Here is a 25,105-nt window from a genome sequence, read left to right as displayed (position 1 = left end):
GAAAATACCCGTGTGTCTTGGAAATACCCGGATTTTCGCGACCTCACTAATACTGTTCGCGGCGGAGTAAGGTAAGGCTTTCCGAAAGAACAACATACATGCTGCGCCGATTGGGCAGAGCCGCGACCGCGCTGGTCGTCGTGCTCACCATCGCCGGTGCCGGGTCGGTGCTGGCTGACGATACGACCGCCTTGGGAGAGCTGCCCGGGGTTCCTCTGATTGCCGACATTTCTAACCCGTTCACTCAACGCAACGGTGCCCTTGCAGCCGGCGTCCCAACGTCCACTGACTTTGCTCGCACGTTGACACCGACCGAGCAGGACCTGGCTTGGTTCTTTACAGACGCCAACCTCGTCTTGCTGCGTGCGGAGAGTCTCGGATCGGACTGCGCAGGTTTTCCGCCGCTGTATTGCGCTGTGGCACCGGTAGCGCAGACATCGCTCACCGTGTTCTTGCTCGGGGAACTTGGTATCGAGCAGGACGAGGGCATCGCATTACTCGCCGCCGGGTGTCTTACCGATGGCGAGTCGACACCACAGCGTACGACGTCGGTTAGCGATCAGGACGGACCAGAGTTAGGGACCGAAGGCCGGACCTACAAATACCGAATTGAGATCGAAGACGGGCTGCCCGTCGAAGCGGACTGTTTCTCGACATACGTCGGATTGGTGCTTGGCGACACCCGCAGTTGGGTCGGCGGCGGCGAGGTGTCTCTTCAGCAGACCTCAGGGTCGGACTACGACTTCCGACTGGTGCTCGCTTCTCCGGGCCTGACCGACAGACTGTGTTCCCCGCTGCGGACCGGCGGCATCTACTCGTGCCGCAGCGGCAACCGTGTCGTGATCAACTTCATGCGGTGGGAGAGCGGCGCCGAGGCGTTCGGGGCAGACATGGCAACGTATCGTGCCTACCTACTCAACCACGAGGTAGGCCATCAGCTTGGCCACGGTCACCGACTGTGTTCGGTTGCCGGAAGGCCGGCTCCTGTCATGGCTCAGCAGACAAAAGGCGTCGGCGCCTGCGAGATAAACGGCTGGCCGCTGGAGAACGAGCGGTAACCGCGATCCTTGGCGCCGGTGGCCGTGTGTTTCGATTTCGTACCACTAGAGTCGCCCGATGCGACTAGGTATCGATCTTGACGGCGTCGTTGCTGACTTCAATGGCGGCTGGATCCGTCTGTACAACGAGCAATTCGGAACTGATCTCAGCAAGGACATGGTGCGGACTTGGGACGGGCCTATTGACATCTCCCATTTCGAGCACATGGGCGAGTTCTGGCATTGGGCCGAACAAGGCGATCGTCCGTCCATCTTTCGCCATCTCGATACCTTGCCCGGTGCGCTCGAGTCGCTGGCCGGACTCGCCGTCGACCACGACATCGTAATCATCACTACAAAGCCAGACTGGGCAGTCCACGACACACTTGCGTGGTTATCGGACAACAAGATCCCAACACGAGAAATACACATCACAATCGAGAAATGGCGCGTGGACTGTGATGTGTACCTAGATGACTCACCCGGTCAGGTTGAGACGATTCATCGTATGCGTCCCGATCGTGTGATGTGCAGGTTCGTTCGCCCATGGAACAAGCCGGTCGCCGGTACGCGAGACATCGACGACTGGCCGGCCTTCGTCGCGGTTATCGAACAACTCAATCAGGGCTGAGGTCTCCTGAAGCCCGGGATTCGCCGTGATCCACGCCCATCAATCGCGAAAACATTCCTCGATTCTGGCGACGAAAGTGCCCTTTTAATGTGTGAAAACACGCCGAATCGCCTAGCCTTGCGGACCGGAGTGGGCTTCTGGAGTTCCCTCTATGGCTCCAAAACTAGACGGAGGATCGTCAAAATAATGAAAGCAAAGCTATTTACGTTGCTTGCCGTGTTTGCGTTAGCGGTTGCCGCCTGTGGTGGCGATGCCAACCCGACCACAACCGAAGCCGCAATGGAGGACCCGATGGCTGACTGGCCTGACAAGGTCATCTTCGGCTTCATCCCATCTGAGCGGGCAGAAACGCTCAACGACGCCATCACACCGTTCATGGAGTATTTGTCCGAGACTCTCGGTATCGAGGTTGAGGGTATTGTGACTGCTGACTACAACGGTCTCGTTGTTGCCATGGGAACCGGTGGAGCCGACTTTGGTGCATTCGGACCATTGGGCTACGTGCAGGCCAAGGACCAGTACCCATCGATCATTGTGCTTGCACAATCGGTACGGTTCGGGTCTGACCTCTACCACGGCCAGTGGTTCACGGCAGATGCGAGCATCTGCGATTCGGAGCCCGTCATTGGTGGTTTTGAGAATGTCAACGGTGTAGCCACTATTTTGGATGTCACGGAGGTGAAGGCGCTCCAAGTGGGCTGGCAGTACACCGACGGCGTTCTCGGCCCAGAGACTCTTGAAGACGGCACCGTTGTCGACCAGGGACTTGTCTGCAACGCGAGCCTTGACAAGGTCATTGGGAAAAAGATTGCGTTCACGAGCGCCACGTCCACGTCAGGCACTGTGTACCCGCAGCTCCAGTTGTTGAACCTCGGCATCGATATTGAGAATGATATCACCTACGAATACCTCGGTTCGCATGATTCGGCCGTTGCTGCTGTCTATGACGGCAGCTTCGACATCGGCCTTTCATTCGACGATGCTCGTCGTTCGCTCCGCAATGAGAACCCCGATATCGGCTCGAAGGTGATTGTCTTCAACATCACCGCTGACATACCGAACGATGTTGTGGCTGCGAACGGCGATCTACCGCCGCTTCTGCTTGAAGATATGTTTAAGGCGATTTCCGCCTACCTAGCGACCGAAGAGGGCGAAGCCGTTCTCGACGAGATCTACGGGTGGACCGACATCCGCGAGGCAATCGAGTCCGACTTCGACGTGGTCCGCGAGGCCGTCCGGAAGCTGGGCATTTCCGAGTCGTAGATTCGCTGAGGCGAACATGAGACGAAATGGGTCGCCACGTACCGTGGCGACCCATTTCAGTGTCTGACGGCGTCCCAGGGCGAACTCTGCAATCGATGCAAAGCAGATCTGTAGGGCTGCTCACACTACGAGGCGCGACGGAGATCGTGTCCCTAGAATCGGGGCACCGTGGATGAAGGGTTTGTAGGGACATGATCGAGTTCAAGAATGCATCAGTGGTCTATCCGAACGGCTTCAAGGCGCTGGAAAACATCTCGCTGACCATTGCAGACGGCGAGTTCGTTGTTATCGTCGGGCTTTCTGGTGCTGGGAAATCGACCCTGCTACGCGCCATCAACGGATTCGTTCCGGTTGTTGAAGGATCGGTCAGCGTCAACGGTCAGGAAGTCGTTGGAGCAAGTGCGGCGGAGTTACGGATATTGCGGTCCGAGATCGGGATGATCTTCCAAACGTTCAACCTGGTGAAGCGGTCTACGGTGATGAACAATGTCCTGATGGGCCGGCTTGCCTACGTGTCCAAGTGGCGATCGATGCTTGGCATGTGGCCTTCTGAAGAGAAGGAGCTTGCGCTGCAAGCTCTTGAGCGTGTCGGCATCGTGGAAAAGGCCTATGTGCGGGCCACCAACCTTTCGGGTGGTCAGCAGCAGAGGGTTGGCATTGCCCGTGCCCTTGCGCAGGAGCCGAAGGTCATCCTCGCCGACGAGCCAGTGGCATCGCTTGACCCGGTGACGTCGCATATCGTTATGCGCGATCTCAAGAAGATCAATCAGGACCTCAACATCACGACCCTGATAAACCTGCACTTCCTCGATCTTGCCCGCCAGTATGGGCAGCGTTTGATAGGTCTCCGCGACGGCAAGCTCGTGTACGACGGCAACATCCACGACGTAGACGACGCGATCTTTCGCCAGATCTACGGCCGTGCAATTACCCCCGACGATATGTTGCAGGACGCATAACCGTGACGATCGCCGACGATCCGATCGTCACGGAACGACCTACTGAGCCCCCTCGCTCGGTTAAGTACGTCGGACTCGTTGTCGTCGCCGTCGTGCTCTCGATTCCTTTCGGTGCGCTTGACATCAATTCCGCAGCCCGCGGCGCTGTCTACGGTCTCATTGCGTACGGCTTGCTCGCGCTCCTCGGCGCAACCGCCAGGCCGAACGTGCGCAGCGGTCTCGTTGATTTGCTCTCGTTGATCACCGCTGGAGCGGTTGGTCTCAAGCTGTACATCGCCCCGATCGCGGCCCGCACGACGGTGATCACCTGGCGGCTGTCGATGCGCGCGTCGTTGGGATGGTTGCTGTTCGGCATCGTCGTTGGATGGGTTGTTTTCCACAACCGCAAGGGCACCAACCCTTCAGCGATTGTGTTCATCGGTCTCGCCTTTGCCGCGGCTGCGTTCCTTGCGCTCCAGGCAGGTACGGACGTTGGATATCTCGAGCCGATCACCGACCGGGCGATCAAACGGGGTGAGTTCCAGATCATCGAGCAGGTATTCCACGTCTGGGTGGGGCTGATTACGCTCGGTGTCGGGTTGGCGGTGGCGACGAGTTTCGTGCTCGGAAACGCCGTCGTGATTGCTGTCACCGGCGCCGCGGTGTTCACAATGCTTGCTTTCAACAAGATCGACTTTTCCGTTTTTGAGTTGATCATTCGCAGTTCGGAGGTGACGGCGCTAGCCGAGAAGCTCTGGCCACCCGACTTCACTTGGTCCAAGTCCATCGGCCAGCCCGAGACGTTTGTGCTCTGGGCGCCGTATGTCGAGACGTTGCGTATCGCTGTCGTCGGGGCGACGACGGGTGTGTTGGTCGCCGTCCCGTTGGCGTTCTCAGCCTCGCGACTCACGACACCCAACCAGACGGTGTATTGGATTGCCAAGTCGATCATGAACGTCATCAGAACGATTCCGGATCTTTTTTGGGGGATCCTGTTTGCTGCGGCTGTTGGATTCGGATCACCGTTCCCGGGTGCCCTCGCGATGATCATGTTTTCGATTGCGATCATGGCGAAGTTGTTGTCCGAGACGGTGGACGCGATCGATCCGGGTCCGCTTGAGGCTGCAAGATCGACCGGCGCAAGCCATTGGCAGATGGTGAAGTCGGCGGCGTTTCCCCAAGTCGTGCCTCACTACGTTGCGTACGGGCTGTACGTTCTGGAACTTAACGTGCGAGCATCGGTGATCCTCGGCTTCATCGGCGCCGGCGGTATCGGGCGTCTGCTTGATGAACGTCGTAACTTCTTCCAATGGGATCAGGTGATGGCGATCGTTCTGGTGATCTTTGTAACCGTGATTCTCATTGAGATCGTGTCTATTGCGGTGAGGAGGAGGATCATATGACCGTCCCGGATCTTGCTCCCGACGTAGTCGGAGGGACAGAACGCCCTGACGAACCGGATTGGCCGAAGCGGCTGCGATGGATACTGATACTTGTCATCGGGCTTCCCTACATCTGGGGAGTGCTCGGTCTCGAACTATCGTGGGGCGCGATCGGGCGGGCACCGGGACAGATATGGGGGCTGCTTGGCGGTCTGTTGCCGCCTGACTGGTCCGATATTTCTAGGAGCTTCAACAAGCTTCTCGAATCAATTTACGTCGCCTGGATTGCGACGATCATCGGGGCTGTGTTCTCATTTCCGCTCGGTTTTATGGCCGCGACGAATATGGCTCCGGGTTGGTTGACCGGCCCCGTCCGGGGCCTGCTCTCGGGGATTAGGGCGTTCCCAGAGCTTGTGTTGGCAATTGTGCTGATCCCCGCCTTCGGCTTGGGTCCGTTCACGGGCGTACTCGCCATCGGCATCCATTCGATCGGGACGCTCGGCAAGCTCACGTCTGAGGTGGTTGAGGGTGTCGATCCCGGACCGATCGAGGCGGTCAAGGCGACCGGCGGGACGCGTTTTCAGGCCATGCGGTTTGGTGTCGTGCCACAGGCGATGCCAAACATTCTCGCGTATTGGTTGTACCGATTTGAGATCAACATTCGTGCATCTGCCGTGCTCGGCATGATCGGCGCCGGTGGGATCGGCGCAGAGATTGTTGGTCGCTTGAGATTTCGTGACGACTGGCCGAAGGCGGGCGCTGCGCTGATTCTGACCATCGTCGTGGTTCTCATTATCGACGCTATTTCGGCGGGCATTCGACGCCGAATCATCGCCGGGCACGCAGGCACTGGCCCCGTATCGCGGGCGTTTGGAACGATCATCGGTGACGTTGCGCCACCGAATGTCGAGACCCGGGAGGCCTAGGTGGCGGAGTTTCGTCGGCGAACACGGGAGGACGAGGAACGGTTCGAGGCCGAATACTTGGCGCCAGGGGCGACCCTTTCAGGTCAGTCGCGGGGCCGTGCGTTGGACGAGGCCCTCGACCCGTATCGAACAGCTTTCGAGCGCGACCGAGATCATATTCTGCATTCCAAAGCGTTTCGCCGACTGAAACACAAAACCCAGGTATTCATCAATCCAGAGGGCGATCACTACGTCACCCGTTTGACCCACACTCTCCAAGTGACCCAGGTCGGGCGATCGATTGCGAGAAACCTCTCGCTGAACGAATCGCTGACCGAGGCGATTTGCCTCGCACACGATGTTGGCCATTCTCCGTTCGGCCATACGGGGGAAGAGGCTCTGTCGCGATATGTGACTGGCGAGTGGTTGCATTCCGCGCAGGGTGTGCGCGTCTTTGAGGTGCTTGAGCCGCTCAACCTGAGCTGGGAAGTTCTCGACGGTGTCCGTGCGCACTCGTGGCGGATCGAAGAGGCTCCGGCAACAGCAGAGGGATTCGTCTGTCGGTTTGCTGACCGCATTGCATACCTGGCCCACGATGTCGAAGACGCGATCCGAGCAGGTGTGATCACGCTTGACGACATACCGAGCCACGCGACACAGCGGTTCGGCGACCCCGGCCGAGAGTGGATCGCCTCGATGGTGGAGGCGGTGGTCGACGAATCGCTGGCGACCGGTGAACTCGTGATGGAGTCGACCGCGCTTGAGGCAATGCACACGCTGCGGTCCTTCATGTTCGAGCGGGTGTACCTCCGTGCCGAGACCGAGCCGACCCGACGAAAGGTTCTCGGAATCGTGCAGGACCTTGTCGATTACTACCTGCTCCACAACGAGGAGATACCATCGTCGTACCGGCATCCAGGATCTGACCCGACGACCCAGGTTCTTGACTATGTGGCCGGCATGTCCGATCGGTTTGCGCTAAAGATGCACGACGATCTGTTCAGGCCGCGCCTGTTCGACTGACGCGAGCCCTGGTTCGACATTCGGCATCGCGAGCGCACGCGGGCACACCAACGACAAAGCCTCGCGCGACTACCCTTGCTCTCATGGACATCCGTGACGACATCGTCGAGGCAATCGGCGAGACCCCGCTTGTTCGGTTGAGTCGTCTGCACCCACCGGGAAACCTGGTTGCGAAGATTGAATTCATGAATCCGGGTGGTTCCATAAAGGACCGAATTGCCCTCGGCATGATCGAGCGTGCCGAAGAAAACGGGTGGCTCAAGCCGGGTGGAACAATCGTTGAACCAACCAGCGGCAATACCGGTGTTGGTCTCGCGATGGTCGCTGCGCTCCGGGGCTACAAGCTCATTGCGGTCATGGCTGACAAACAATCGGTCGAGAAACAAGACCTGCTTCGAGCATACGGCGCCGAGGTGATTGTTTGTCCCAGCGATGTTGAACCGGACGATCCGACCTCGTACTACTCGGTGGCCGCCCGCCTCACTGCCGAAACGCCAAACTCGTACCACCCGGACCAGTACTCGAACCCAGCAAATCCGCAGGCACACGTAACAAGCACAGGTCCCGAGATTTGGCGCCAAACCGATGGGCAAATCGGGGTGTACGTCGCTGGCGTAGGAACTGCGGGCACGATGTGCGGTGTTGCGCGCTATCTCAAGTCGATGAACCCTGAGATCCACACGGTCGGTGTCGATCCGGTGGGGTCTATTTACACAGCGGACACAGAAGCCGACGTCCACACGTATCTGATCGAAGGTGTCGGTGAGGATTTCTATCCCGAAAACTTTGACGCGACGGTGATCGACTCATACGAGAAGGTGAGTGATAAAGAGGCGTTCACGATGGCGAGGAGCGTCGCTGCACAGGAAGGGATCCTTGTCGGCGGGTCTGGTGGGATGGCAGTCGTTGGCGCCCTTCGAGTTGCCAAGGCACGACCGGACGATCTCGTTGTAGTGATCATCCCCGACTCTGGCCGCAACTATGTTTCGCGAATTTTCAATGACGATTGGATGCGCGAGAAGGGCATGCTCGATGAGTGAAGAGCGCTTTGAGACGCGGGCGATCCACGTCGGACAAGAGCCAGAACCGATTACCGGAGCAGTTGTCACACCGATTTTCGCGACGTCAACATACGCACAAACCGCACCGGGCCAACACACCGGCTATGAGTACTCGCGGACCGACAACCCCACGCGGACAGCCTTACAAACTGCGTTGGCGTCGCTCGAAGGTATCGATCCAGGCAGTCCCGGTGGTTGTATTGCGACATCATCGGGTCTTGCCGCGACCGGCATCATTGGATACATGCTGAAGCCTGGAGACCATGTTGTGTTGCCAAATGATGCGTATGGTGGGACGTATCGGCTGTTCGCCCAGGTGTTTTCTCGGCACGGAATCGAGATTTCCTCGCCGGACATGACCGACCTTGACTCGCTTGAGGCAGCTATCCGCCCCGAGACAAAGCTGGTTTGGGTCGAGACTCCGACAAATCCGATGCTTCGGATTATCGACATCGCGGCCGTGACCGAAATCGCCCATTCGCATGGCGCCCTCGTGTGCATTGACAATACGTTTGCGTCGCCGTATCTCCAGAAGCCGCTCAGTTTTGGCGCCGACATCGTGCTCCATTCGACGACGAAGTACCTTGGTGGGCATTCCGACACCGTCGGTGGGGCGCTGATCACGGGGAGCGATGAGTTGTTGGAGGAGTTCCGGTTCTTGCAGAACGCTTCCGGCCCGGTACCCGGTCCCTTCGACGCATATCTCGTGCTTCGCGGAATCAAGACTCTTGCGGTGCGGATGGATCGGCACCAGTCAAACGCAATGGCGATCGCTCGTTTCTTGGAACAGGACTCACGTGTCGACCGTGTTTTTTACCCCGGTCTGGAGAACCACCCCAATCATGGACTGGCAAAACGTCAGATGTTTGGGTTCGGCGGGATGCTCTCGCTAATACCAAAGGGCGGTGTCGATGCGGCAGCTTCGATGGCCTCAGCAACCGGGGTGTTCATCCTTGCAGAGAGCCTCGGGGGTGTTGAGAGCCTCATCGAGGTGCCTGCTTTGATGACCCACATGAGTGTCGGCGGAACCGATCTCGAGGTGCCGGCGGACCTTGTGCGGCTTTCGGTCGGCATTGAACACATCGACGATCTGATCACCGATCTCGACAGAGCCCTGGGCTAGCGTGTCTTGCAGTTCTCTGGAGTAATCCGGCTAGCACATTCTCAGCGCACCGGGTCGTGGAGTTAGTCGGCTTCTGGTACGAGTAGGACTTCTGCGTCGGCAGCGCGATCCATACCGACCGGTTGGAGTCCGAGCCAAACCGCTGGGAACTCGGAGCGCAGGACGCCGATCGACAGCTCGACATGGGAAGCATCGGCAAAGGTTCCGGCTGATACATCGCCTGATTCCTTCGAGAACCAAAGCTGGTAGATGAACCCCTCTGGGGCTGCGCCGAGGTCGGGCGCTTCGAACACGACCCGCGTGCCTCCCGCAGCGGAGTTGAAACCGACCACTGTTGCCGTCGCCGCCGGTGCGCTCTCGGTGCCTACCAGAGCCACAGACCAGTCGGGTTCCGGGGCCGATCGGACAGCGAACAAGCCGACGAGGAGGATCGCTACGGCGGCGATCGAGCCAACAAGGACGGTACTGCGTCGCGACTTCCAGCTTGGCACACGTGATACCGCCGACGTTGATTCAATTGTCGGGCGAGTATCGACACCCTTGATCGCTGCCACGACGGAGTCTTCAAGACCCGCAGGCGGCTCGGACCACAGCGACTGACTGTTTAGGGTCGCATGGACAGATACCGTCGTGGATTCCCAGCGTCGACAGTCGGCGCAACCTTCAATATGTGTGCGGACAGCGGACGAGGAGTCGCTGGCCAGCATGGCGGTTCTTGCGTCGTGGCAGTTCATGCGCTCGCCTCCTGAAAATCATGCAGGCTGTAGGCAAGTTTTCTGTGTGCTCTATGCGATCGCGATTTCACGGTGCCTAGCGGGATGTCGAGTCTCTCGGCGGTCTCCTCCTGGGTATAACCCAGGAAGTAGGTGTGACGTAGGACATCACGCTCCTCTTGTGGGAGTTCGTAGACCGCCTGGCGCACCTGCCATTCTTCGTACGCCCCGTCAACCGACGGCGGCACGCCGGCAATTTCTCGGTCGTCAAGGTTTGACACAGCGTGCCTCCTTTCTCGTCGATAGACGTCAATTGCGACCCGGCGAACAATTGTGTACAGCCACGGTCCGACGTCCCGCGACGGGTCGATGCGGTCCGCTGCCTGCCAGGCGTTGACGAACGCTCGTTGTGTCGCTTCCTCGGCGTGACCCCGGTCTTTGAGGATTCTCATCGCAATGCCGAAAACCGCACCACCGTATCGCCGGTACACCTCCCGTATCGCCGCTTCATCGCGTTTGGAGAACGCCTCGAAAAGGCGATGATCACTGAGAGTTTTCGGGTTCGCCAAGGGGTCGCCTCATGTGGTTGCTGTCTATTCGGTGACCGTGATCGTGCCCGTCATTGACGGATGGATGCTGCAAAAGAAATTAAATGTCCCGGCTTCGGTGAAGGTAATGTCGAATGTGTCGCCGCTGTTCATATTGCCTGAGTCCCACAATCCTTCGATTGCTGTAGTCGTGTGCGCAATTCCAGCTTCATTGTTGGTGAACGTAACTGTGTCCCCCACAGATACCGTCGTGGTGTGATCGTTAAAACTGAAGTTCACGATACTCACCGCAGCCGATCCCGCAGATGTCGGTTGCTCTGTGGTGGGGACCGTGGTTGTTGCTGGAGCCGCAGTCGTTGCTGGAGCGGCAGTCGTTGCTGGAGCGGCAGTCGTTGCTGGAGCGGCAGTCGTTGCTGGAGCGGCAGTCGTTGCTGGAGCGGCAGTCGTTGCTGGAGCGGCAGTCGTTGCTGGAGCGGCAGTCGTTGCTGGAGCCGAGGCAGCCCCCGGGGCCGCGGTTGTTGCTGGAGCGGCGGTTGTTGCATCTGTCGAACTTGAGCAGGCAGCGAAAACGAGAAGCGCTGCAGCGATGAGGGCGATGAGTCTGCTGTTCGCCGGGGTTTTGGTTGTCATCATGGGTGTCCTTTGCTAGGTCAGATTTCCCTGTTTGGTCTCGGGGTGTCGCCGTATTTGGCGGCACCCCGAGCACAGGGTATTACAACGATATCTCTACCGGTATGACAGCGACCTTGCCGTCTGCCGTAAGGCCAGGTAGGTCGATGGCGTTGTCCGGTGGCTGGAACGTGTAAATACCGTCACTATCGAGATCGATGTGGATCATCGGCCACAACGTTGTGGAACTTGTGAGCGGTTCGTCGAGCACCACGACCACGTCGGTGCTTGTCCCTGCTGGAAGCAGTTCGGAGTGCCCGATTACTGGCCCGGGGGATCCGTCGGCATCCGCATGGACCGCCACGAATCCGGGCGCTGGAAGAGCCACCGAAGCGATGACGATCGTCGTACCGTCGCTGGTCTGTGCGTCGGCGGTAAGCGCAGACGGTGACATTGCAAGCGCAACGGTCAGCGTGATCTTCGTGACGGCGACATCGCCGTCTTCGGTGAGGCCTGGCAGGTCGATTGCATTGTCGGGTGGCGCGAACGTGTAGTTGCCGTCACCATTAAGGTCGATGTGAACCATTGGGTAGACATCTCCAGATGTAGACATCATTGAGTCAAACACGACCACAACATCGGTGCTTGTCCCTGCGGGCAGCAAATCGGAGTGTCCGATAACCGGTCCCGGTCCACCGTCGGCATCCGCATGGACCGCAATGAATCCTGGTGAAGGCAGGGTGACCGAAGCAATGACGACACTCGTACCGTCGGACTCTTGGTCTTTGGCATCGAGACTGGAAGGCTGAGACGCGGGTGCGATACCCAGTATGATCGCAGTGACCGCAACATCGCCGGTGGCGTCAAACGCCGGACCGTCATCCGACGTGTACACGCCATTTTCATCGCCGTCGATGTGCGCCATTGGGTACACCGTCGCGGTAGCGTCGATCATGGTGTCGAAAACAACAGTGACATCGGTCGAAACACCGGCCGGCAACAAGTCTGACACGCCGATGATCTGTCCCGGGCCGCCGTCACTGTCGCTGTGGACCGCAACAAACCCTGCAGCCGGAAGGTCTACGGATTCGATGATCACCGAGTCGCCGGAACTCACTTGATCGACGGCTGTGATAGTCGCCGGTGCGGTTGCAGGAGCGGTGTCTTCCGCTGCAGCCTCGGTGGTCGTTGGCGCGGCTGTGGTAGTTGTATCTGTCGAGTCTGAACTGCAGGCGGCGGCCACCAAGCCGAACACCATCGTCAGAATCAAAATCTGTCGTTTCACTTTCCTACTCCTCATTGCAGCGCAAGCAGGGTCTTCCTACTGCTGTCTCCAGGTATACGAGCGGGATCGCGGTACGGTTCTCGGAATCTCAAGATTTTCTCAGCAGTGGTGGACAGGCGCGGTCGCAACTCACAGTCACTCGGCGGACCAATCGAGGATGTCGTCGAGCTCTTCGTCGAACAGCGCGTTCCCAAAGTGGGCCCGGAGATTGTGGATGAGGCGCGCCGCGTGCACGTCTCCTTGACCGCTTGCAAAGAACTGCTCAAGTGTCATGCCTCGCCTGTCGGCAGCCTGCTGCATGACTCCAACGGTTTCTTCATATGTGATGATGGTCATCACTGACTTCCCTCTGTCCTCAATGCGAACGTATCAAGTTGGTGCGACACTATTGGTTGTCACGGTGAGGAGCGGGAGATCCAGCGTCTGATGAACGCGGTTACGCCTGGTAGGCGACTTGGATGTTTTGAGCGGCGTTTGCAAGTGCACGATCCTTGGTCCAAAGGAGACATCCGTTGACGAGGGACGTTGCGAGCAGATGGATATCGACCCAACCCACACCACTTCCCGCGATGTTGTTTGTTTCGACGAAGTGCATGGCTTCGTCATGCGAGACGTCCTCGACGCGGCGCAATCGTTCCAGATCGGTTCTTGTTGAGTCGCTGAGACCACCGAGAACCAGTTCCCCGAGGACGAATGCGTGCGTGACGACGACATCATCTTCGAGCAGCGAGCGAAGCCCGGCGTGGGAACGGCGCAGGTGGTCGATCCAAATCGACGTGTCGACGAGGACGTTCACGAAGGTCTGCGGCGCGAAACCGGACGCAGTGTCGGCTGGGATCCGCCGAGGGCCGCGAGTCGGAGGGCGCTCTCTCGGCGGATCAACGCTTCGAGCCCCATTCGGACGAGCGCGGTTTTTTCCGTAACGCCGGTGAGTCTGGAGGCCTCGGCCAGGATGTTCTCATCAATGTTGAGTGTCGTTCTCATATGTATCAGTATGCATGGGACGTATGTATCCGGTCAAGGGTTTTCTCAGTCGGGAGTCTCATTTTCCTCGGCTACTCCTCCCTCGAATCAAAAAATTGGGTGCCGACTCTGTCTCTGGGTGCCGGTCTGCAGCCAGCATCGTTGTCGCTAGCACCGGAAGGCCGCGACCGCGGATCCCCGGCGCGTAGGCGTCGCTCAATCGGACGCTGGCAGAGCTTCCGCATACACCCCCTCCGTTACGGTCGTCGCGTCTGGCGGTGGCGACGTTTGGGCGAGCTTCACCGCGTCCTTGACGTGTTGTGTTGCCCACCTATCCCACTCATCGAGTTGAGACCCGCCGACCCCCGAGGTCTCCAACCTGTGTCGCATCTGCTGAATGGGGTCGCGCTGTTCCCAACGCTCGAGAAGTTTTGCTGGGACGTAGGACGCACTGTCGTGTATTGCGTGGCCATCCATTCGCATCGTCATCGCTTCTATGAGACTAGGTCCGCCTCCGGCTCTTGCGTTTTCTACGGCCGCACGAGTCTCGGCGTAAACCTCGAGAACGTTGTTCCCATCGATCCGAATTCCGGGCATTCCGTAGGCGGCCGCTCGGTCGGCAAGCCGTTCCACCTTGAATTGGCGGGCTGTGGGCGTCGAATAGGCGTACTGGTTGTTTTCAATGACGAATACGATCGGTACTTCGAACACCGCGGCGAAATTCATGGCCTCGTGCCACACGCCATTCGAGGTTGCTCCGTCGCCGCAGAAGGCGAGCGCAACTCTCGGTTCTCCCCTGAGCTTGAACGCTAAAGCCATCCCGACAGCAACCGGCCAAGAATCCGGCAGGTGAGAGACCATTGGGAACACACCTTTATCCCATTCTCCGAAGTGAATGTCACCGTCTCTGCCGCGCGACGGACCGTCCACAGCTCCGAGGTAGTGGCGAAAGACTGTTGCCGCCGTGGTTCCCCGCACGAGGTGGGCTCCGAGATCTCTGTGGACAGGGGCAATGATGTCGCGATCCTGCATGGCGAATGTCGCACCGACCGGTATCGCCTCCTGGCCACGGCCCGATATCACTCTTCCCCGCAGAATCGACTGCTGATAGAGCACTCGAATCCTGTTCTCGATCGCTCGCGACAGCACCATTGTGCGATATAGATAGGTCGCCACCTCGATAGGTACGGACAGATCTCCGTGATCCTGACCGGCTGGACTCAGACCCGTACGCATGCGATGACTCCGTCGGTGATTCGCGCAACTGAGGGGATGTATGCCTCCTCAAGGGTGCGCGCCAGTGGGACCGGAGTGTCCGGGGCGGCGATCCTGACGATTGGTGCGTCTAGGAAAAAGAAGGCTGCGCCGCTTACGCGGGCAGCGATTTCAGCACCGATTCCACCGCTGATCGTGTCCTCGTGTACCACAACGAGGCGCGAAGTTTTCTCCACCGATCGCAGGATGGGTTCCGTGTCGAGCGGCGAAATACTCATAATGTCTAAGACCTCAGCATCGATTCCTTGCTGTGACAGCGACACCGCCGCTTGCATGGTCGCGCGGACCATTGCCCCGTACGTCACGATCGTGACATCCCTGCCGAGCCTCACTCGTTTGGAGTTCCCTGTCCAATTAGCCGGCGGAAGACGTCTAACCAACTCACCGCGCAGCGACCGATAGAGGGCCTTGTGCTCGAAAAAGATAACTGGGTTCGGATCGTGGACGGCCGCCCGCATGAGGTCGTACGCGTCCTGCACTGATCCCGGGCAGACAACCTTCAAGCCAGGAATGTGGGCGAATATCCCCTCCGGGCTTTGTGAGTGAAATGGACCAGCGCCGACACCTCCTCCCGAAGGTGCCCTGACGACCATGGGTACAGCTATTCCAAATCGGTAGTGGAGCTTCGCCGCTTGGGTCACCAACTGGTCGTACGCGCATGAGATGAAGTCGGCGAATTGTAACTCGACGATCGGTTTCAGGCCCTCGACCGCCATGCCGATTGCGGCGCCAACGATTGCGGACTCTGACATCGGCGTATCAATTACCCGGTCCGGTCCGTATTTGTCCAGAAGGCCGGCGGTAACCCTAAAAGCACCGCCCATCTCCCCAATGTCCTCACCGAGCAGTACAACCGCCCGGTCTGACGCCAGCGAGTCGTCGAGGGCGACATTGATAGCGTGCAAGTATGTGGGGCGTTTCGGTTCGTGAGCGATGGTGTCGCTGTGTTTTGGAGGATCGTCGAACCATCCGCGGGAATCGACCTCCGATTCTCCGAATGACGTGACGTTCAACATCTAGATACCATACTATACGGGACAATCGATAGGCGACATAGCAATTCACTGCACGAACGTTCTACTGGTTGTTGTGTCACGACCGGGCTGTTGCCTTCCGCGGGAGGTTGCGCCGCTGCTGAGACATAGAACGTGGCAGCGAGTTGGGGCAACGGCCTGTCTCAGCCTGCGTGGGCAATTGGGCGCACTGCTACCATCACGCAACGCAGCCACCCGAGGATGACCCCATGACCGACCAACATGCTCAACCTGGCGCATTCACGTCGGAATCGATCGTTCTCGACACAGTTGACTTCAAGATCCTCGAGATCCTCCAAGGGGACGCTCGACGCTCAGCTCGTTCGATCGCCAGAGAAATTGAGATGTCACCCGGTGCTGTCACTGAGCGCATCGCGAAGCTTGAGTTGAGTGGCGTAATTGTCGGGTATCGGGCGGAGATTTCTCAACAAGCGTTGGGCTACGATCTTCAGCTGCTCATAGGGCTTCAGGTAGAGCAGGGTGTCTCGTTGTTGGGCACAATCGATTCGCTATTAGAGATCAGGGAGGTCTCGTCGGTCCACATCGTAACTGGGCGATGGGACCTGCTGCTGCATATGCGAGCTACCAATCACAAACACCTCGAGCGGTTGTTGTTAGGCAAGATATGGGAGATCCCCGGATTCCGGCATGGCGAGACGATGCTTAGCCTTGGACACTACGAGCAGCCTCCTACCCTTGGGAACACCATTCTCGCGGAGGATGACGGCGATGTTTCCAGTGTCGGCTCCGGGTAGCGTACGCGGCCTCAAGCCCGAGCTAACCGCCGTCGATTGCACGTTGCGCGAGTGCGATGGCCGACTGGTGGGTGGATATTTTGGCCGTAAAGCAGTCTCTCAGCAGCCGGTCAGCCGTCTCGCCGATCCGCTGTAGGGCGAGGGACACGTCCGAATTCGTGTATCCAAACTCCGATGCGATGTTGATGATTCCGCCGGCGTTGGCGATGAAGTCGGGTATGTATGCGATTTCACGTTCGGCTATCGCGGCGCCGACATCGTGCGTCCGCAGTTGGTTGTTGGCCGAACCAACGATCGCCTTGCAGCGAAGGTCGGGTACCACCGACTGTGAGAGGATCCCGCCGAGGGCACACGGTGCGAGGATGTCACAGTCGATGACCAGGCAGGACTCAGCGTCCGCTATCTCGACGCTGGGCGTGTCCCGCCGGACCGCCTCAACCCGCACGGTGTCTACGTCGGCGATGACAACATGCGCCCCGGCGTTCAGGAGCATTTCGGTGAGCGCCCCCCCGACCTTGCCGACGCCCTGGACTAACACCCTGCAACCCCGAAGGGTCTCTTCGCCCCAAAAGAATCGCGCTACGGCTCTCATCGCGAATAGCACACCTTCCGCCGTCGCGGGGGAAGGATCATCCGACCCTCCTTGATTGGATGGGAGGCCCGCTACCCATCGAGTAGCCTGCGCCACAACGGCAATGTCTTCGACCGAAGTGCCGACATCTTCGGCGGTGATGTAGTGACCGTTGAGCATGTCAACTGCCCGGCCGAATTCGGCGAGCAACTCGGGAGTTTTGTCCCACTGAGGATCGCCGATTATCACCGCCTTCCCGCCTCCGAACGGTAATCCGGCGGCGGCTGCTTTGTAAGTCATCGTTTCGGAAAGGCGTAGAACGTCGGCCAGAGCCTCCTCGTGGTTGACGTAGGGGAGAAATCGAAGACCCCCGAGGGCTGGGCCTCTCTTGCTTGAGTGGATCGAAATGAATCCTTCGAGGCCTGTGCCAGAGTCGGCTATGTGAACCACACGCTCGTAGCCGAATGTGTCTACGTCAATGAGCTGAACCATGCGGGAACCCTCTCGTTTCGGGTCTCATTGCCACCACCCGGTCGGTTGTGTGATCGGTGGAGCCTGACGGAAAGTCACTCTAGAGACTCTACTTCTCATCGTCCATCATGCAGGCGTTTGACTCGGCGAATGAGTAGTCAACTATATTGTGAGTGCTCGACTGGTCTCTCTGGTTTGTGTGGACAGCGCAAAGCGGCATCGGCTGTTCGGGGTCATCGAGGTCGAGCAGCGTCAGCGAGTATGCGGACGTCGCAAGAAATTTCGTCCAACATTTGAAATGTTCGTCTATCATGTGAAAATCTTCACTCACTGAGTAGTGAAGAAATGCGCCGATTCGACACTGGGAGATGATGATGGCAAAGAAGAAAGTCCACCGATTGAAGCTGCTTGCCGGAATGTTCATGGTGTTGGTGTTGGTCGCTGCAGCATGTTCAAGTGATGGCTCTGAGGGCGCCACGACGTCAACAGCAGCCAGCAGCGAGACACCGACGTCGTCCACCGAGGCACCTGAGACTGGTACCACCGCACCCGCCACAACTACCACCTCGCCACCGGCGCCAACGTTAGAGCCGATCGTGATTTCGTTGTCGACGGATATCAATCTCATCGAACCGCACCTCTTTCGGAGCACGGGCGCGTACGCTGTAACGAGAGCTCTGTATCAGCCATTGCTGGACCAGGTATATGTTGACGAGGGAGGCGCGCGTATCGGGACGACTGAGGTCGTGCCAGGACCGCTTCTGGAGTCATTCGATGTCGCCGCCGACGGAACGGCGACCTTCGTGCTCAAACCGGATGCGAAATTCGCTAATGGCGATCCGATCAAGGCAGCCGATGCGGTGTACATGCTCACACGGAGTATCGAGGCCCCGGCAAGCTATATCCCGCTGCTCCTGCCTTTCATTGCGATCGACTCATCGAATTCGTTCCAGGTAGTGGACGATCTGACCTTCACGATTACTCCAAATGAGCCGACTGCGTTGTTTGATCGATTCATGACGTTCCAGGTGTTTGGTCCCATTCAGGAATCTCTAGCCGCCGAAAAGGGCACGACGGACGATCCCTGGGCTTTTGACTACTTCACGACGAATGCCAACGCATCGGGTCCCTACTTGTTGAAGAATTGGGATCAGGCGAAGGGCGAGGTAATCCTCGATCCTAACCCCGGCTGGCCTGGTGAGGTCGCCAACAGTGGCATAGTGATTCGCAACGTTCCGGACGCCGCACAAAGAGCATTGCTGCTCCAAAACGGTGATATTGATGTTGCAGCTGGACTTCCGCCGCGACTCTTGGATCAACTCCGCACAGACGCGAATGTGCGCGTGTATTCAGCGCCATCGACGGGCATCAACTACATCGGGTTGAACCCAGACGCTGAGCCAAACTTGGCAAACGTACAAGTTCGTCAGGCAATCTCGTACGCCATTCCGTACGAGGCTTTGATCGACAACGTCATGTTTGGGCTGGCTTCGCCGGCAGGAACGCTGATTACCTCGAACATGGAGACGTTCGACGGCGCGGGTGCCGGCGTGTACACCAACGATATCGAGAAGGCCAAGGAGTTGATGGCAGCATCGGGCGTTGCACCGTTTGAAGTCGAACTCGCTGTTCAGAACTCGCGTTCTCAGGATCAACAGGCTGCGGTATTCATCCAGGATGCACTACGCGAGATCGGAATCACTATCAAGATCAATGTGCTACCAGACGGTGAATTCGCGGGCAAGCGGGATGCCAGAGAGCTCGCAATGTTCTTCCACGAGTGGTTCTCTTGGGGTGACGACCCGTTCTACCAACTCACGTTCCTCGCGAAGTGTGGTGCGTTCACGAACTTCGTCGGCGCCTGCAACGAGCGCCTCGACGAGGTCATCGCCGAAGGAACGTTCGAAACAGATCCGGCACGCCGCGGTGCCCTCGGATTGGAAGCTCAACAGCTAATGGTTCAGGACGCAAACCGGATCTACCTGTGGGCTGCAGACTGGAGTTTGGCGACACGAGCGAATGTAACCGGCGTCACGAAGGACTTTACGCAAGTTCCACGTTTCGAGTTCTTGTCAAAGAGTTAGCATTTCGAGCATAGAAGCGGTGTGGACGTGCCTGTGCACGGCCACACCGCCTACCGATTGACTGGATGCAAGAATGCGACGGTACATTCTGAATCGGCTGGGAGCCAGCCTTCTCACGGTTTTCGGGATTGTGGTTGTCGTATTTTTCATCGTCCGTATCGTTCCTGGTGATGGCGCTTCGCTGCGAGCGGGGCCGTATGCGACGCCCGAGCGTATCGAACAAATAGCGGATCGATACGGACTGAACGACCCGCTGCCGGCTCAATTCGTTGACTACATGTCTGGCATTGTGCGTGGTGATCTGGGGGTTTCCGTCCGGACAGACCAGCCGGTGCGCGGGGAGCTGTTCGCCCGGTTGCCCGCGTCCCTCGAGCTGGCGCTCTACTCGGTCCTATTGGCGACGATTGTCGGTGTTCCGCTGGGGGTCCTGGCCGCCGCCAAACACGGTTCTTGGATCGACAACGTTGCGCGCGCTTTTTCTGTTGTCGGGTCAGCTATGGCTCTGTTTTGGCTTGGTCTCATGGCGATCTACTTCTTCGCGTTCCGGCTTGGATGGTTCCCTGGACCCATCGGTAGGCTCGCGGTCGGCACAGAACCGCCGCCTACTTTCACCGGCCTCTACACCATCGACGGCGTACTCTCTGGCAGGTTCGACGTTGCGTGGGAGGCCGCGCGATACCTGGCGCTTCCCGTGTTCACGTTGGCGTTTGTCCTCGCCGCGCCCATCCTGAAAATGGTCCGGGTGTCGATGATTGAGGCTTTGGACAGCGATTTCGTGAGAACGGCCAAGGCTCTCGGCGTCTCTCGGAGACAGACGTTATTCGTGGATGGCCTGCGGAATGCGCTGATTCCGGTGATCACGATGATCGGAATCGTGTTCGGTTTCATGCTTGGGGGGAACATCATTGTGGAGTTTCTGTTCGCCTGGCCGGGTGTGGGCAGGTATGCCTTCGAGGCGATTTCGACGCGCGATCTCGAATCGCTCCAAGGGTTTGTGATCATGGTGGGTGTCCTCTATGTGATCCTCAACATTTTTGTGGACATCGCATATGCACTGGCTGACCCTCGAATCCGTTTCGATAGGACCGAAGCGTGAGTGGGTCGCCCGTGCCGGAACGTCAGCCCGTGTTCGTTCCACGAGAATTCCCGGCCGAGGAAGTACAGACATCGGTGCGGCGGCTTCGTGTATTGGCACGGCGAAAACCTTTGCTCGTCATCGGCATTTCGCTGTTGTTCTTGTTTGTCGGGCTGGCAGTCATTGGCCCGTTACTAGTCGGAGATCCATTGTCGACGGATCCGGCCAACACGTTCCGAGCGCCGTCCGCCCAGCATTGGTTTGGCACTGATCAGTTCGGGCGAGACGTGTTTGCGCGTGCGGTGCACGCCGCCCGGCTCGATCTCACGATGGGGCTCATCATCGCGTCGATTGCCTTGGCGATCGGTTCAACGATAGGAGTGATTTCCGGCTACTTCGGTGGAGTTACCGATGAGATCATCATGCGGCTAACCGACGTGGTGCTGGCGTTTCCCGGGTTTGTGCTTGCGCTGGTTCTTGTCGCGGCACTCAGCGAATCGATTCCCAACGTGGTCTTTGCCGTTTCAGTTTCTTTCGTGCCGTATTTCATCCGGTTGACCAGGGGCCAAGTGCTCAGAGAGCGCGAACTCGAATACGTTGACGGGGCCCTTCTCGCTGGCAACACACCCATGCGAGTCGCGTTTCGTCATGTGCTCCCAAACGCTCTGGCGCCGTCGATAGTCGGCGCTACCTTGGTGACCGGTTATGCAGTCCTGACGGTCGCCGGCTTGTCGTTTTTAAGCGTAGGTATCCAACCACCGACGGCCGAGTGGGGAGTCATGGTGGGGGAAGGGGCCAAAGACATCATCACTGGGGAATGGTGGACGTCTTTCTTCCCCGGTGCCATGATCGTCCTGTCCATCATGGCCTTTCATTTTATCGGCGACGAGTTCGGTGGCGGGGAGACATTCTGAGCCTCCTCGAAGTCACCGGCCTTGACATCGGTGTTGCGGGCGCGCCTCACCTGCTGCTACGCGACGTAGCGTTCAGCATCGAACCCGGCGAGATCCTCGGAATCGTCGGTGAGTCAGGTTCTGGAAAGACGATGGCGGCGCTGGCCGTTATGGGGCTGTTGCCCAGAGGTATTGAACGTCGCGGCGGTACCATTCGGCTCGACGGGCGCGATCTAACGAGCGCTCGGGCGACTTTCGAGCGGTCCTCGGGGGACATCGCGATGATCTTTCAGCACGCCCGCAGCGCCCTCAACCCCACGATGAACGTTGGCCGTCAAGTTGCCCGAATTCTTGAAATTAACCGGGGTTCGAGCAAGAAGGATGCGAGGGCCGGTGCCTTGGAGATGCTCACTCGCGTCGGGATCTCGGGCGCCCAACGGGTCGCACGCGCATATCCCCATCAGCTGTCGGGCGGAATGTGCCAGAGGGTCATGATCGCAATGGCACTCGCTTGTCGTCCCCGCCTGCTAATTGCCGACGAGCCGACGACGGCACTTGATGTGACCATTCAGGCGCAGATCTTCGATCTGATCCGGTCGCTCGTCGAGGAAATCGGGTGCGGAGTGTTGTTCATCACGCACGACTTGGCTGCGGTAGCCGAAATGTGCGACCGCGTGTCGGTAATGTACGGGGGGCAGGTGATGGAGACGGCTGGCGTCACCGAGCTTCTCGATGACGCGGAGCATCCCTACACGCGTTATTTACTCGAAGCTGTGTACACAGAGAACGATCATCGAGTTGCAGACCTCGGGGTCAACTTCGCCCTGACGGGCTGCAGATTCTCCGCTCGGTGCCCCGTCGCGTACGATGCATGCAACGACTTTCCTCCGCAGTACGCCGTGGGTGACGGCCACTATTCGGCCTGTTTTCTGAACAAGGAGGGCCGGATTGTCTCTTCTTGAAATCCGCCGATTGCACAAGGTCTTTTCCCAGGGCTCCAGGTCGGTACCGGCGCTGCGCGGAGTCACTCTTGATGTCAACGTTGGTGAGACGGTGGCGCTCGTTGGAGAGTCCGGGTGTGGCAAGACAACTTTGGGTCGTGTCGTCGTCGGATTGCAGTCTCCGACCTCTGGCGAGGTCATCTTCGACGGCCGACCGTTAGAGGAACAGCTGGCGTCGGGCGGATCACGAGGCCGGATACAGATGGTGTTCCAACATCCCGATACATCACTGAACCCGCGGTTTAGTTCAGGATCCACCATTCGAGAGCCTCGCCGACTGATGATTGGTGGCAGTCGCTCCGAGATCGAGGGGAAGGTGGACGAGGTCCTGCGCCTCGTGGGTCTTGGTCCGGAGCACAAGAGTCGGCTTCCGCGAGAGCTGTCCGGTGGTCAGCAGCAGCGGGTCGCCATAGCGAGGGCGCTAATGAGCGACCCGGAACTCATCGTGCTCGACGAGCCTACATCATCACTCGATCAATCAATTAGGGGCAAGATTATCTCGCTGCTGCGCCATATTCAATCGGAACGCAACGTTGCGTATCTGCTCATCAGTCATGACCTCAGCACTGTCAGGCGCATCGCTCATCGCGTTGCGGTCATGTATCTCGGCCGAATTGTGGAGGTCGCCGACACAGAGCAGGTGTTCGAGTCTCCTCAGCACCCTTACACCAAGGCCTTATTGTCGGCTGTTCCGTCGATCGACCCTGCCAACCGCACCGAGCGCATAGTGCTTGAGGGTGAGACTCCACATCCATCAGACGTGCCCGTGGGATGCTCATTCCAAGACAGATGCGTCCTGGTCCACGACCGCTGCAAGATCGAGGAACCGACGCTCGAGCTTTCCTCGCAAGGGCATCATGTTGAGTGTTTTGCGGTGCCTCACATCAACGGAGGCGTGTGACGATCGCCACTTTATGTCAAAGCCCGTTCGATTTCTTCAGGATCAAAGTAGATCGTCGCCGTCGCGACACGACCATTGTGCAACTCAAGCACCGCGGTGAAGTTGATCGAATAGCCCTCCTCGGCAAGGTTTGTCCCGGTGACCTCGAATTCGGCGACGACCAGGTCCTCACCTGCAACGACGGTCTTGGTCCTCATCCGCTGGCCGGGCGCCGCCTGATGGAGAAGGTCGAGGTGTTCTCGAACTGCGTCAACACCACCGCGGAAGCCTCCAGCGGCGCTCCAGTAAACGATATCGGGCCGGCAGAGGACGACCAGAGCGTCGATATCGCCCGAGTTGTAGGCTGCGCTGATCTGGTCGATCATGGCCCGGGCATCTCGTTTGTCTCCTATCTCTGCTCCGTCTCTGAAGGGGGACCACAGAATATCATTTTCGCTTCTAACACACTCGAAACCTACCCCTAGGAGTGTCGCGATGACTCACAAGCGTTCTCTGGGATTGGTAATGGGGGGTGCCGTCGCCCCGGAAAACATAGCCTCCGCGGCCGCCGCCGCCGAGTCATCGGGGTTTGATGAATTCTGGTTGGCGGAGGACTTCTTTTTTGCCGGGGGTATCTCGGCTGCGACCCTTGCTCTGGAAGCGACCTCCCATGTGACTGTCGGTTTGGGCGTTGTGTCGGCCGTTGCACGTCACCCGGCTCTGCTCGCTATGGAGCTTGCAACGATCTCTCGAATGCACGAAAACCGGTTGATCGCGGGGATCGGCCTTGGCGTGCCTGCGTGGGTCCGGCAGATGGGTCTGTATCCACGGTCGACTTTGGCGGCCCTGCGTGAATGCGTCACTAGCGTAAAGAGCCTGCTGTGGGGCGAGACGGTGAATCACCAAGGCGAAGTGTTTTCTTTTGACAACGTGACTCTTTCGTACCCCGAGCGAGGTGGCTCTACTCCAATTCAAATGGGCGTTTCAGGGCCGAATATGTTGAGACTCTCAGGTGAGATCGCCGACGGTTCAGTGCTGTCGGTCGGTGCGAGCCGAGAGTATGTGAGATGGGCAAAGGAACGGATCGACGAAGGCAGGGTGCTGGCGGGTCGCACTGGGGAGCATCCAATTACGGTTTTTGCGATCTATGCCGTTGATGTGGATGGAGGCGCTGCTAGGTCGTTGGCTAAACAGAGCCTTTCGTTCTACAAACAGCACGGCTCCAACGCGCTCACGGACGTGTACGGGATTTCGGACGAACTCAACGCTCTTGTTGCCCGCGGCGGTTACGACGCCGTGCTTGCAGGCATGCCGGACGCATGGGTAGAAGATCTTACGGTCGCGGGGACTGCGCAGGAGTGCGCCGACAAGATTTCTAGTTTCTACGAGGCGGGGGCCGACTCGGTCGCTCTATTTCCCGCCGCAACCGATCGAATTGACGAAGTCGTGGCGATGACTGTCACCGACGTTATGCCCAGGCTCTAGGAGTCGTCAGTGTCCGCATCACGATCTGCGAGAATCCGGAGGGCAGAGGTGTGCGGTTTCGAGGCACATCGGTCGGACGGGGCGGACTCGTGGATAATCG

28 protein-coding genes are annotated in these 25,105 nt (G+C 58.6%); 16 read left to right on the top strand and 12 right to left on the bottom strand.

What is annotated here, in order from left to right:
• The first annotated feature begins 98 nt into the window (after positions 1-98).
• From IIC71_07975 to IIC71_07935, 9 genes are all read left to right on the top strand, one after another.
• Positions 99-1,058 (top strand): DUF3152 domain-containing protein, encoded by a 960-nt coding sequence (locus IIC71_07975; GenBank protein MCH7669122.1) that lies wholly within the window; start codon positions 99-101, stop codon positions 1,056-1,058.
• Positions 1,059-1,116: 58 nt separating this feature from the next.
• The gene (locus IIC71_07970) at positions 1,117-1,668 is read left to right on the top strand and encodes a hypothetical protein (GenBank protein MCH7669121.1); all 552 of its coding nucleotides are present in this window, start codon (positions 1,117-1,119) and stop codon (positions 1,666-1,668) included.
• A gap of 186 nt (positions 1,669-1,854) precedes the next feature.
• A complete protein-coding gene (locus IIC71_07965) occupies positions 1,855-2,931 on the top strand; it encodes a PhnD/SsuA/transferrin family substrate-binding protein (protein MCH7669120.1) in 1,077 nt (358 codons plus the stop codon).
• Between the two features lie 191 nt (positions 2,932-3,122).
• A complete protein-coding gene (phnC, locus tag IIC71_07960; GenBank protein MCH7669119.1) occupies positions 3,123-3,890 on the top strand; it encodes a phosphonate ABC transporter ATP-binding protein in 768 nt (255 codons plus the stop codon).
• 2 nt (positions 3,891-3,892) lie between these two features.
• Entirely contained in the window at positions 3,893-5,272 is a 1,380-nt protein-coding gene (gene phnE / locus IIC71_07955) for a phosphonate ABC transporter, permease protein PhnE (GenBank protein ID MCH7669118.1), read from the top strand.
• On the top strand, positions 5,269-6,177 hold the full coding sequence (phnE, locus tag IIC71_07950; protein ID MCH7669117.1) for a phosphonate ABC transporter, permease protein PhnE: 909 nt from the start codon (positions 5,269-5,271) through the stop codon (positions 6,175-6,177). The genes phnE (IIC71_07955) and phnE (IIC71_07950) overlap by 4 nt, the downstream gene beginning before the upstream one ends.
• Positions 6,178-7,179, top strand: a complete 1,002-nt coding sequence (locus IIC71_07945) for an HD domain-containing protein (GenBank protein ID MCH7669116.1) — start codon at positions 6,178-6,180, stop codon at positions 7,177-7,179. It abuts the gene before it with no gap.
• A gap of 83 nt (positions 7,180-7,262) precedes the next feature.
• Positions 7,263-8,219 carry a pyridoxal-phosphate dependent enzyme gene (locus IIC71_07940; GenBank protein ID MCH7669115.1) on the top strand — a complete coding sequence of 319 codons (957 nt, stop codon included), beginning with the start codon at positions 7,263-7,265 and terminating at the stop codon, positions 8,217-8,219.
• Positions 8,212-9,363, top strand: coding sequence for a cystathionine gamma-synthase (locus IIC71_07935; protein MCH7669114.1), 1,152 nt, complete (start codon positions 8,212-8,214; stop codon positions 9,361-9,363). The genes IIC71_07940 and IIC71_07935 overlap by 8 nt, the downstream gene beginning before the upstream one ends.
• 62 nt (positions 9,364-9,425) lie before the next feature.
• On the opposite strand, the gene IIC71_07930 is transcribed toward IIC71_07935, so the two are convergent.
• The 9 genes from IIC71_07930 to IIC71_07890 form a co-directional block, all read right to left on the bottom strand.
• Positions 9,426-10,097: an anti-sigma factor gene (locus IIC71_07930; GenBank protein MCH7669113.1), complete on the bottom strand. Its 672-nt coding sequence runs from the start codon at positions 10,095-10,097 to the stop codon at positions 9,426-9,428.
• Positions 10,094-10,645, bottom strand: a complete 552-nt coding sequence (locus tag IIC71_07925; GenBank protein MCH7669112.1) for a sigma-70 family RNA polymerase sigma factor — start codon at positions 10,643-10,645, stop codon at positions 10,094-10,096. Before IIC71_07925 ends, IIC71_07930 begins: the two co-directional genes overlap by 4 nt.
• Positions 10,646-10,669: 24 nt before the next feature.
• The gene (locus IIC71_07920) at positions 10,670-11,254 is read right to left on the bottom strand and encodes a cupredoxin domain-containing protein (GenBank protein ID MCH7669111.1); all 585 of its coding nucleotides are present in this window, start codon (positions 11,252-11,254) and stop codon (positions 10,670-10,672) included.
• An 82-nt stretch (positions 11,255-11,336) separates the two neighbouring features.
• Positions 11,337-12,518 (bottom strand): hypothetical protein, encoded by a 1,182-nt coding sequence (locus tag IIC71_07915; GenBank protein MCH7669110.1) that lies wholly within the window; start codon positions 12,516-12,518, stop codon positions 11,337-11,339.
• A 135-nt stretch (positions 12,519-12,653) separates the two neighbouring features.
• Positions 12,654-12,854, bottom strand: a complete 201-nt coding sequence (locus tag IIC71_07910) for a hypothetical protein (protein MCH7669109.1) — start codon at positions 12,852-12,854, stop codon at positions 12,654-12,656.
• 100 nt (positions 12,855-12,954) lie between these two features.
• Positions 12,955-13,314 (bottom strand): PIN domain-containing protein, encoded by a 360-nt coding sequence (locus IIC71_07905; protein MCH7669108.1) that lies wholly within the window; start codon positions 13,312-13,314, stop codon positions 12,955-12,957.
• A complete protein-coding gene (locus IIC71_07900; GenBank protein MCH7669107.1) occupies positions 13,311-13,502 on the bottom strand; it encodes a type II toxin-antitoxin system VapB family antitoxin in 192 nt (63 codons plus the stop codon). Before IIC71_07900 ends, IIC71_07905 begins: the two co-directional genes overlap by 4 nt.
• Positions 13,503-13,697: 195 nt before the next feature.
• Positions 13,698-14,717 carry a thiamine pyrophosphate-dependent dehydrogenase E1 component subunit alpha gene (locus tag IIC71_07895; GenBank protein ID MCH7669106.1) on the bottom strand — a complete coding sequence of 340 codons (1,020 nt, stop codon included), beginning with the start codon at positions 14,715-14,717 and terminating at the stop codon, positions 13,698-13,700.
• Positions 14,702-15,772, bottom strand: a complete 1,071-nt coding sequence (locus tag IIC71_07890) for an alpha-ketoacid dehydrogenase subunit beta (GenBank protein ID MCH7669105.1) — start codon at positions 15,770-15,772, stop codon at positions 14,702-14,704. Before IIC71_07890 ends, IIC71_07895 begins: the two co-directional genes overlap by 16 nt.
• A gap of 227 nt (positions 15,773-15,999) precedes the next feature.
• On the opposite strand from IIC71_07890, the gene IIC71_07885 reads away from it, so the two are divergent.
• Entirely contained in the window at positions 16,000-16,545 is a 546-nt protein-coding gene (locus tag IIC71_07885; protein MCH7669104.1) for an Lrp/AsnC family transcriptional regulator, read from the top strand.
• Between the two features lie 22 nt (positions 16,546-16,567).
• Here IIC71_07885 and IIC71_07880 read toward each other — a convergent pair whose 3' ends face one another.
• Positions 16,568-17,608 (bottom strand): Glu/Leu/Phe/Val dehydrogenase, encoded by a 1,041-nt coding sequence (locus tag IIC71_07880; protein MCH7669103.1) that lies wholly within the window; start codon positions 17,606-17,608, stop codon positions 16,568-16,570.
• Positions 17,609-17,696: 88 nt separating this feature from the next.
• Entirely contained in the window at positions 17,697-18,215 is a 519-nt protein-coding gene (locus IIC71_07875) for a hypothetical protein (GenBank protein ID MCH7669102.1), read from the bottom strand.
• Positions 18,216-18,333: 118 nt separating this feature from the next.
• Here IIC71_07875 and IIC71_07870 point away from each other — a divergent pair, with 118 nt between their 5' ends.
• The 5 genes from IIC71_07870 to IIC71_07850 all read left to right on the top strand — a co-directional run bounded on the left by IIC71_07870 (position 18,334) and on the right by IIC71_07850 (position 23,541).
• Positions 18,334-19,671, top strand: coding sequence for an ABC transporter substrate-binding protein (locus IIC71_07870; GenBank protein MCH7669101.1), 1,338 nt, complete (start codon positions 18,334-18,336; stop codon positions 19,669-19,671).
• Positions 19,672-19,744: 73 nt separating this feature from the next.
• Entirely contained in the window at positions 19,745-20,767 is a 1,023-nt protein-coding gene (locus IIC71_07865; GenBank protein MCH7669100.1) for an ABC transporter permease, read from the top strand.
• Between the two features lie 29 nt (positions 20,768-20,796).
• The gene (locus IIC71_07860; protein ID MCH7669099.1) at positions 20,797-21,660 is read left to right on the top strand and encodes an ABC transporter permease; all 864 of its coding nucleotides are present in this window, start codon (positions 20,797-20,799) and stop codon (positions 21,658-21,660) included.
• Positions 21,564-22,601: an ABC transporter ATP-binding protein gene (locus IIC71_07855; GenBank protein MCH7669098.1), complete on the top strand. Its 1,038-nt coding sequence runs from the start codon at positions 21,564-21,566 to the stop codon at positions 22,599-22,601. Before IIC71_07860 ends, IIC71_07855 begins: the two co-directional genes overlap by 97 nt.
• Positions 22,588-23,541 (top strand): ABC transporter ATP-binding protein, encoded by a 954-nt coding sequence (locus IIC71_07850; GenBank protein ID MCH7669097.1) that lies wholly within the window; start codon positions 22,588-22,590, stop codon positions 23,539-23,541. The genes IIC71_07855 and IIC71_07850 overlap by 14 nt, the downstream gene beginning before the upstream one ends.
• An 11-nt stretch (positions 23,542-23,552) precedes the next feature.
• Here the strand turns inward: IIC71_07850 and IIC71_07845 are convergent, their stop codons facing one another.
• Positions 23,553-23,906 carry a nuclear transport factor 2 family protein gene (locus IIC71_07845; protein ID MCH7669096.1) on the bottom strand — a complete coding sequence of 118 codons (354 nt, stop codon included), beginning with the start codon at positions 23,904-23,906 and terminating at the stop codon, positions 23,553-23,555.
• 109 nt (positions 23,907-24,015) lie between these two features.
• Between IIC71_07845 and IIC71_07840 the strand changes: the two genes are divergently transcribed.
• Positions 24,016-25,005, top strand: coding sequence for an LLM class flavin-dependent oxidoreductase (locus tag IIC71_07840; protein ID MCH7669095.1), 990 nt, complete (start codon positions 24,016-24,018; stop codon positions 25,003-25,005).
• The last annotated feature ends 100 nt before the right edge of the window (positions 25,006-25,105 follow it).

This window comes from Acidobacteriota bacterium (genome assembly GCA_022562055.1).
Classification (GTDB): domain Bacteria; phylum Actinomycetota; class Acidimicrobiia; order Spongiisociales; family UBA5794; genus BMS3BBIN02.
This window is presented reverse-complemented; position numbering and strand designations above follow the sequence as displayed.

Bases quoted from the DNA above. Each gene is read 5' to 3' on its own strand.
- IIC71_07885 (MCH7669104.1), top strand. From the start codon at position 16,000: ATGACCGACCAACATGCTCAACCTGGCGCATTCACGTCGGAATCGATC.
- IIC71_07880 (MCH7669103.1), bottom strand. From the start codon at position 17,608: ATGGTTCAGCTCATTGACGTAGACACATTCGGCTACGAGCGTGTGGTT.
- IIC71_07940 (MCH7669115.1), top strand. From the start codon at position 7,263: ATGGACATCCGTGACGACATCGTCGAGGCAATCGGCGAGACCCCGCTT.
- IIC71_07900 (MCH7669107.1), bottom strand. From the start codon at position 13,502: ATGAGAACGACACTCAACATTGATGAGAACATCCTGGCCGAGGCCTCC.
- phnE (MCH7669117.1), top strand. From the start codon at position 5,269: ATGACCGTCCCGGATCTTGCTCCCGACGTAGTCGGAGGGACAGAACGC.
- IIC71_07930 (MCH7669113.1), bottom strand. From the start codon at position 10,097: ATGAACTGCCACGACGCAAGAACCGCCATGCTGGCCAGCGACTCCTCG.
- IIC71_07910 (MCH7669109.1), bottom strand. From the start codon at position 12,854: ATGACCATCATCACATATGAAGAAACCGTTGGAGTCATGCAGCAGGCT.
- IIC71_07935 (MCH7669114.1), top strand. From the start codon at position 8,212: ATGAGTGAAGAGCGCTTTGAGACGCGGGCGATCCACGTCGGACAAGAG.
- IIC71_07865 (MCH7669100.1), top strand. From the start codon at position 19,745: ATGCGACGGTACATTCTGAATCGGCTGGGAGCCAGCCTTCTCACGGTT.
- IIC71_07855 (MCH7669098.1), top strand. From the start codon at position 21,564: ATGGTGGACGTCTTTCTTCCCCGGTGCCATGATCGTCCTGTCCATCAT.
- IIC71_07920 (MCH7669111.1), bottom strand. From the start codon at position 11,254: ATGACAACCAAAACCCCGGCGAACAGCAGACTCATCGCCCTCATCGCT.
- IIC71_07975 (MCH7669122.1), top strand. From the start codon at position 99: ATGCTGCGCCGATTGGGCAGAGCCGCGACCGCGCTGGTCGTCGTGCTC.
- IIC71_07895 (MCH7669106.1), bottom strand. From the start codon at position 14,717: ATGCGTACGGGTCTGAGTCCAGCCGGTCAGGATCACGGAGATCTGTCC.
- IIC71_07845 (MCH7669096.1), bottom strand. From the start codon at position 23,906: ATGATCGACCAGATCAGCGCAGCCTACAACTCGGGCGATATCGACGCT.
- IIC71_07840 (MCH7669095.1), top strand. From the start codon at position 24,016: ATGACTCACAAGCGTTCTCTGGGATTGGTAATGGGGGGTGCCGTCGCC.
- IIC71_07875 (MCH7669102.1), bottom strand. From the start codon at position 18,215: ATGAGATTGATATCCGTCGACAACGAAATCACGATCGGCTCTAACGTT.
- IIC71_07970 (MCH7669121.1), top strand. From the start codon at position 1,117: ATGCGACTAGGTATCGATCTTGACGGCGTCGTTGCTGACTTCAATGGC.
- IIC71_07890 (MCH7669105.1), bottom strand. From the start codon at position 15,772: ATGTTGAACGTCACGTCATTCGGAGAATCGGAGGTCGATTCCCGCGGA.
- phnC (MCH7669119.1), top strand. From the start codon at position 3,123: ATGATCGAGTTCAAGAATGCATCAGTGGTCTATCCGAACGGCTTCAAG.
- IIC71_07965 (MCH7669120.1), top strand. From the start codon at position 1,855: ATGAAAGCAAAGCTATTTACGTTGCTTGCCGTGTTTGCGTTAGCGGTT.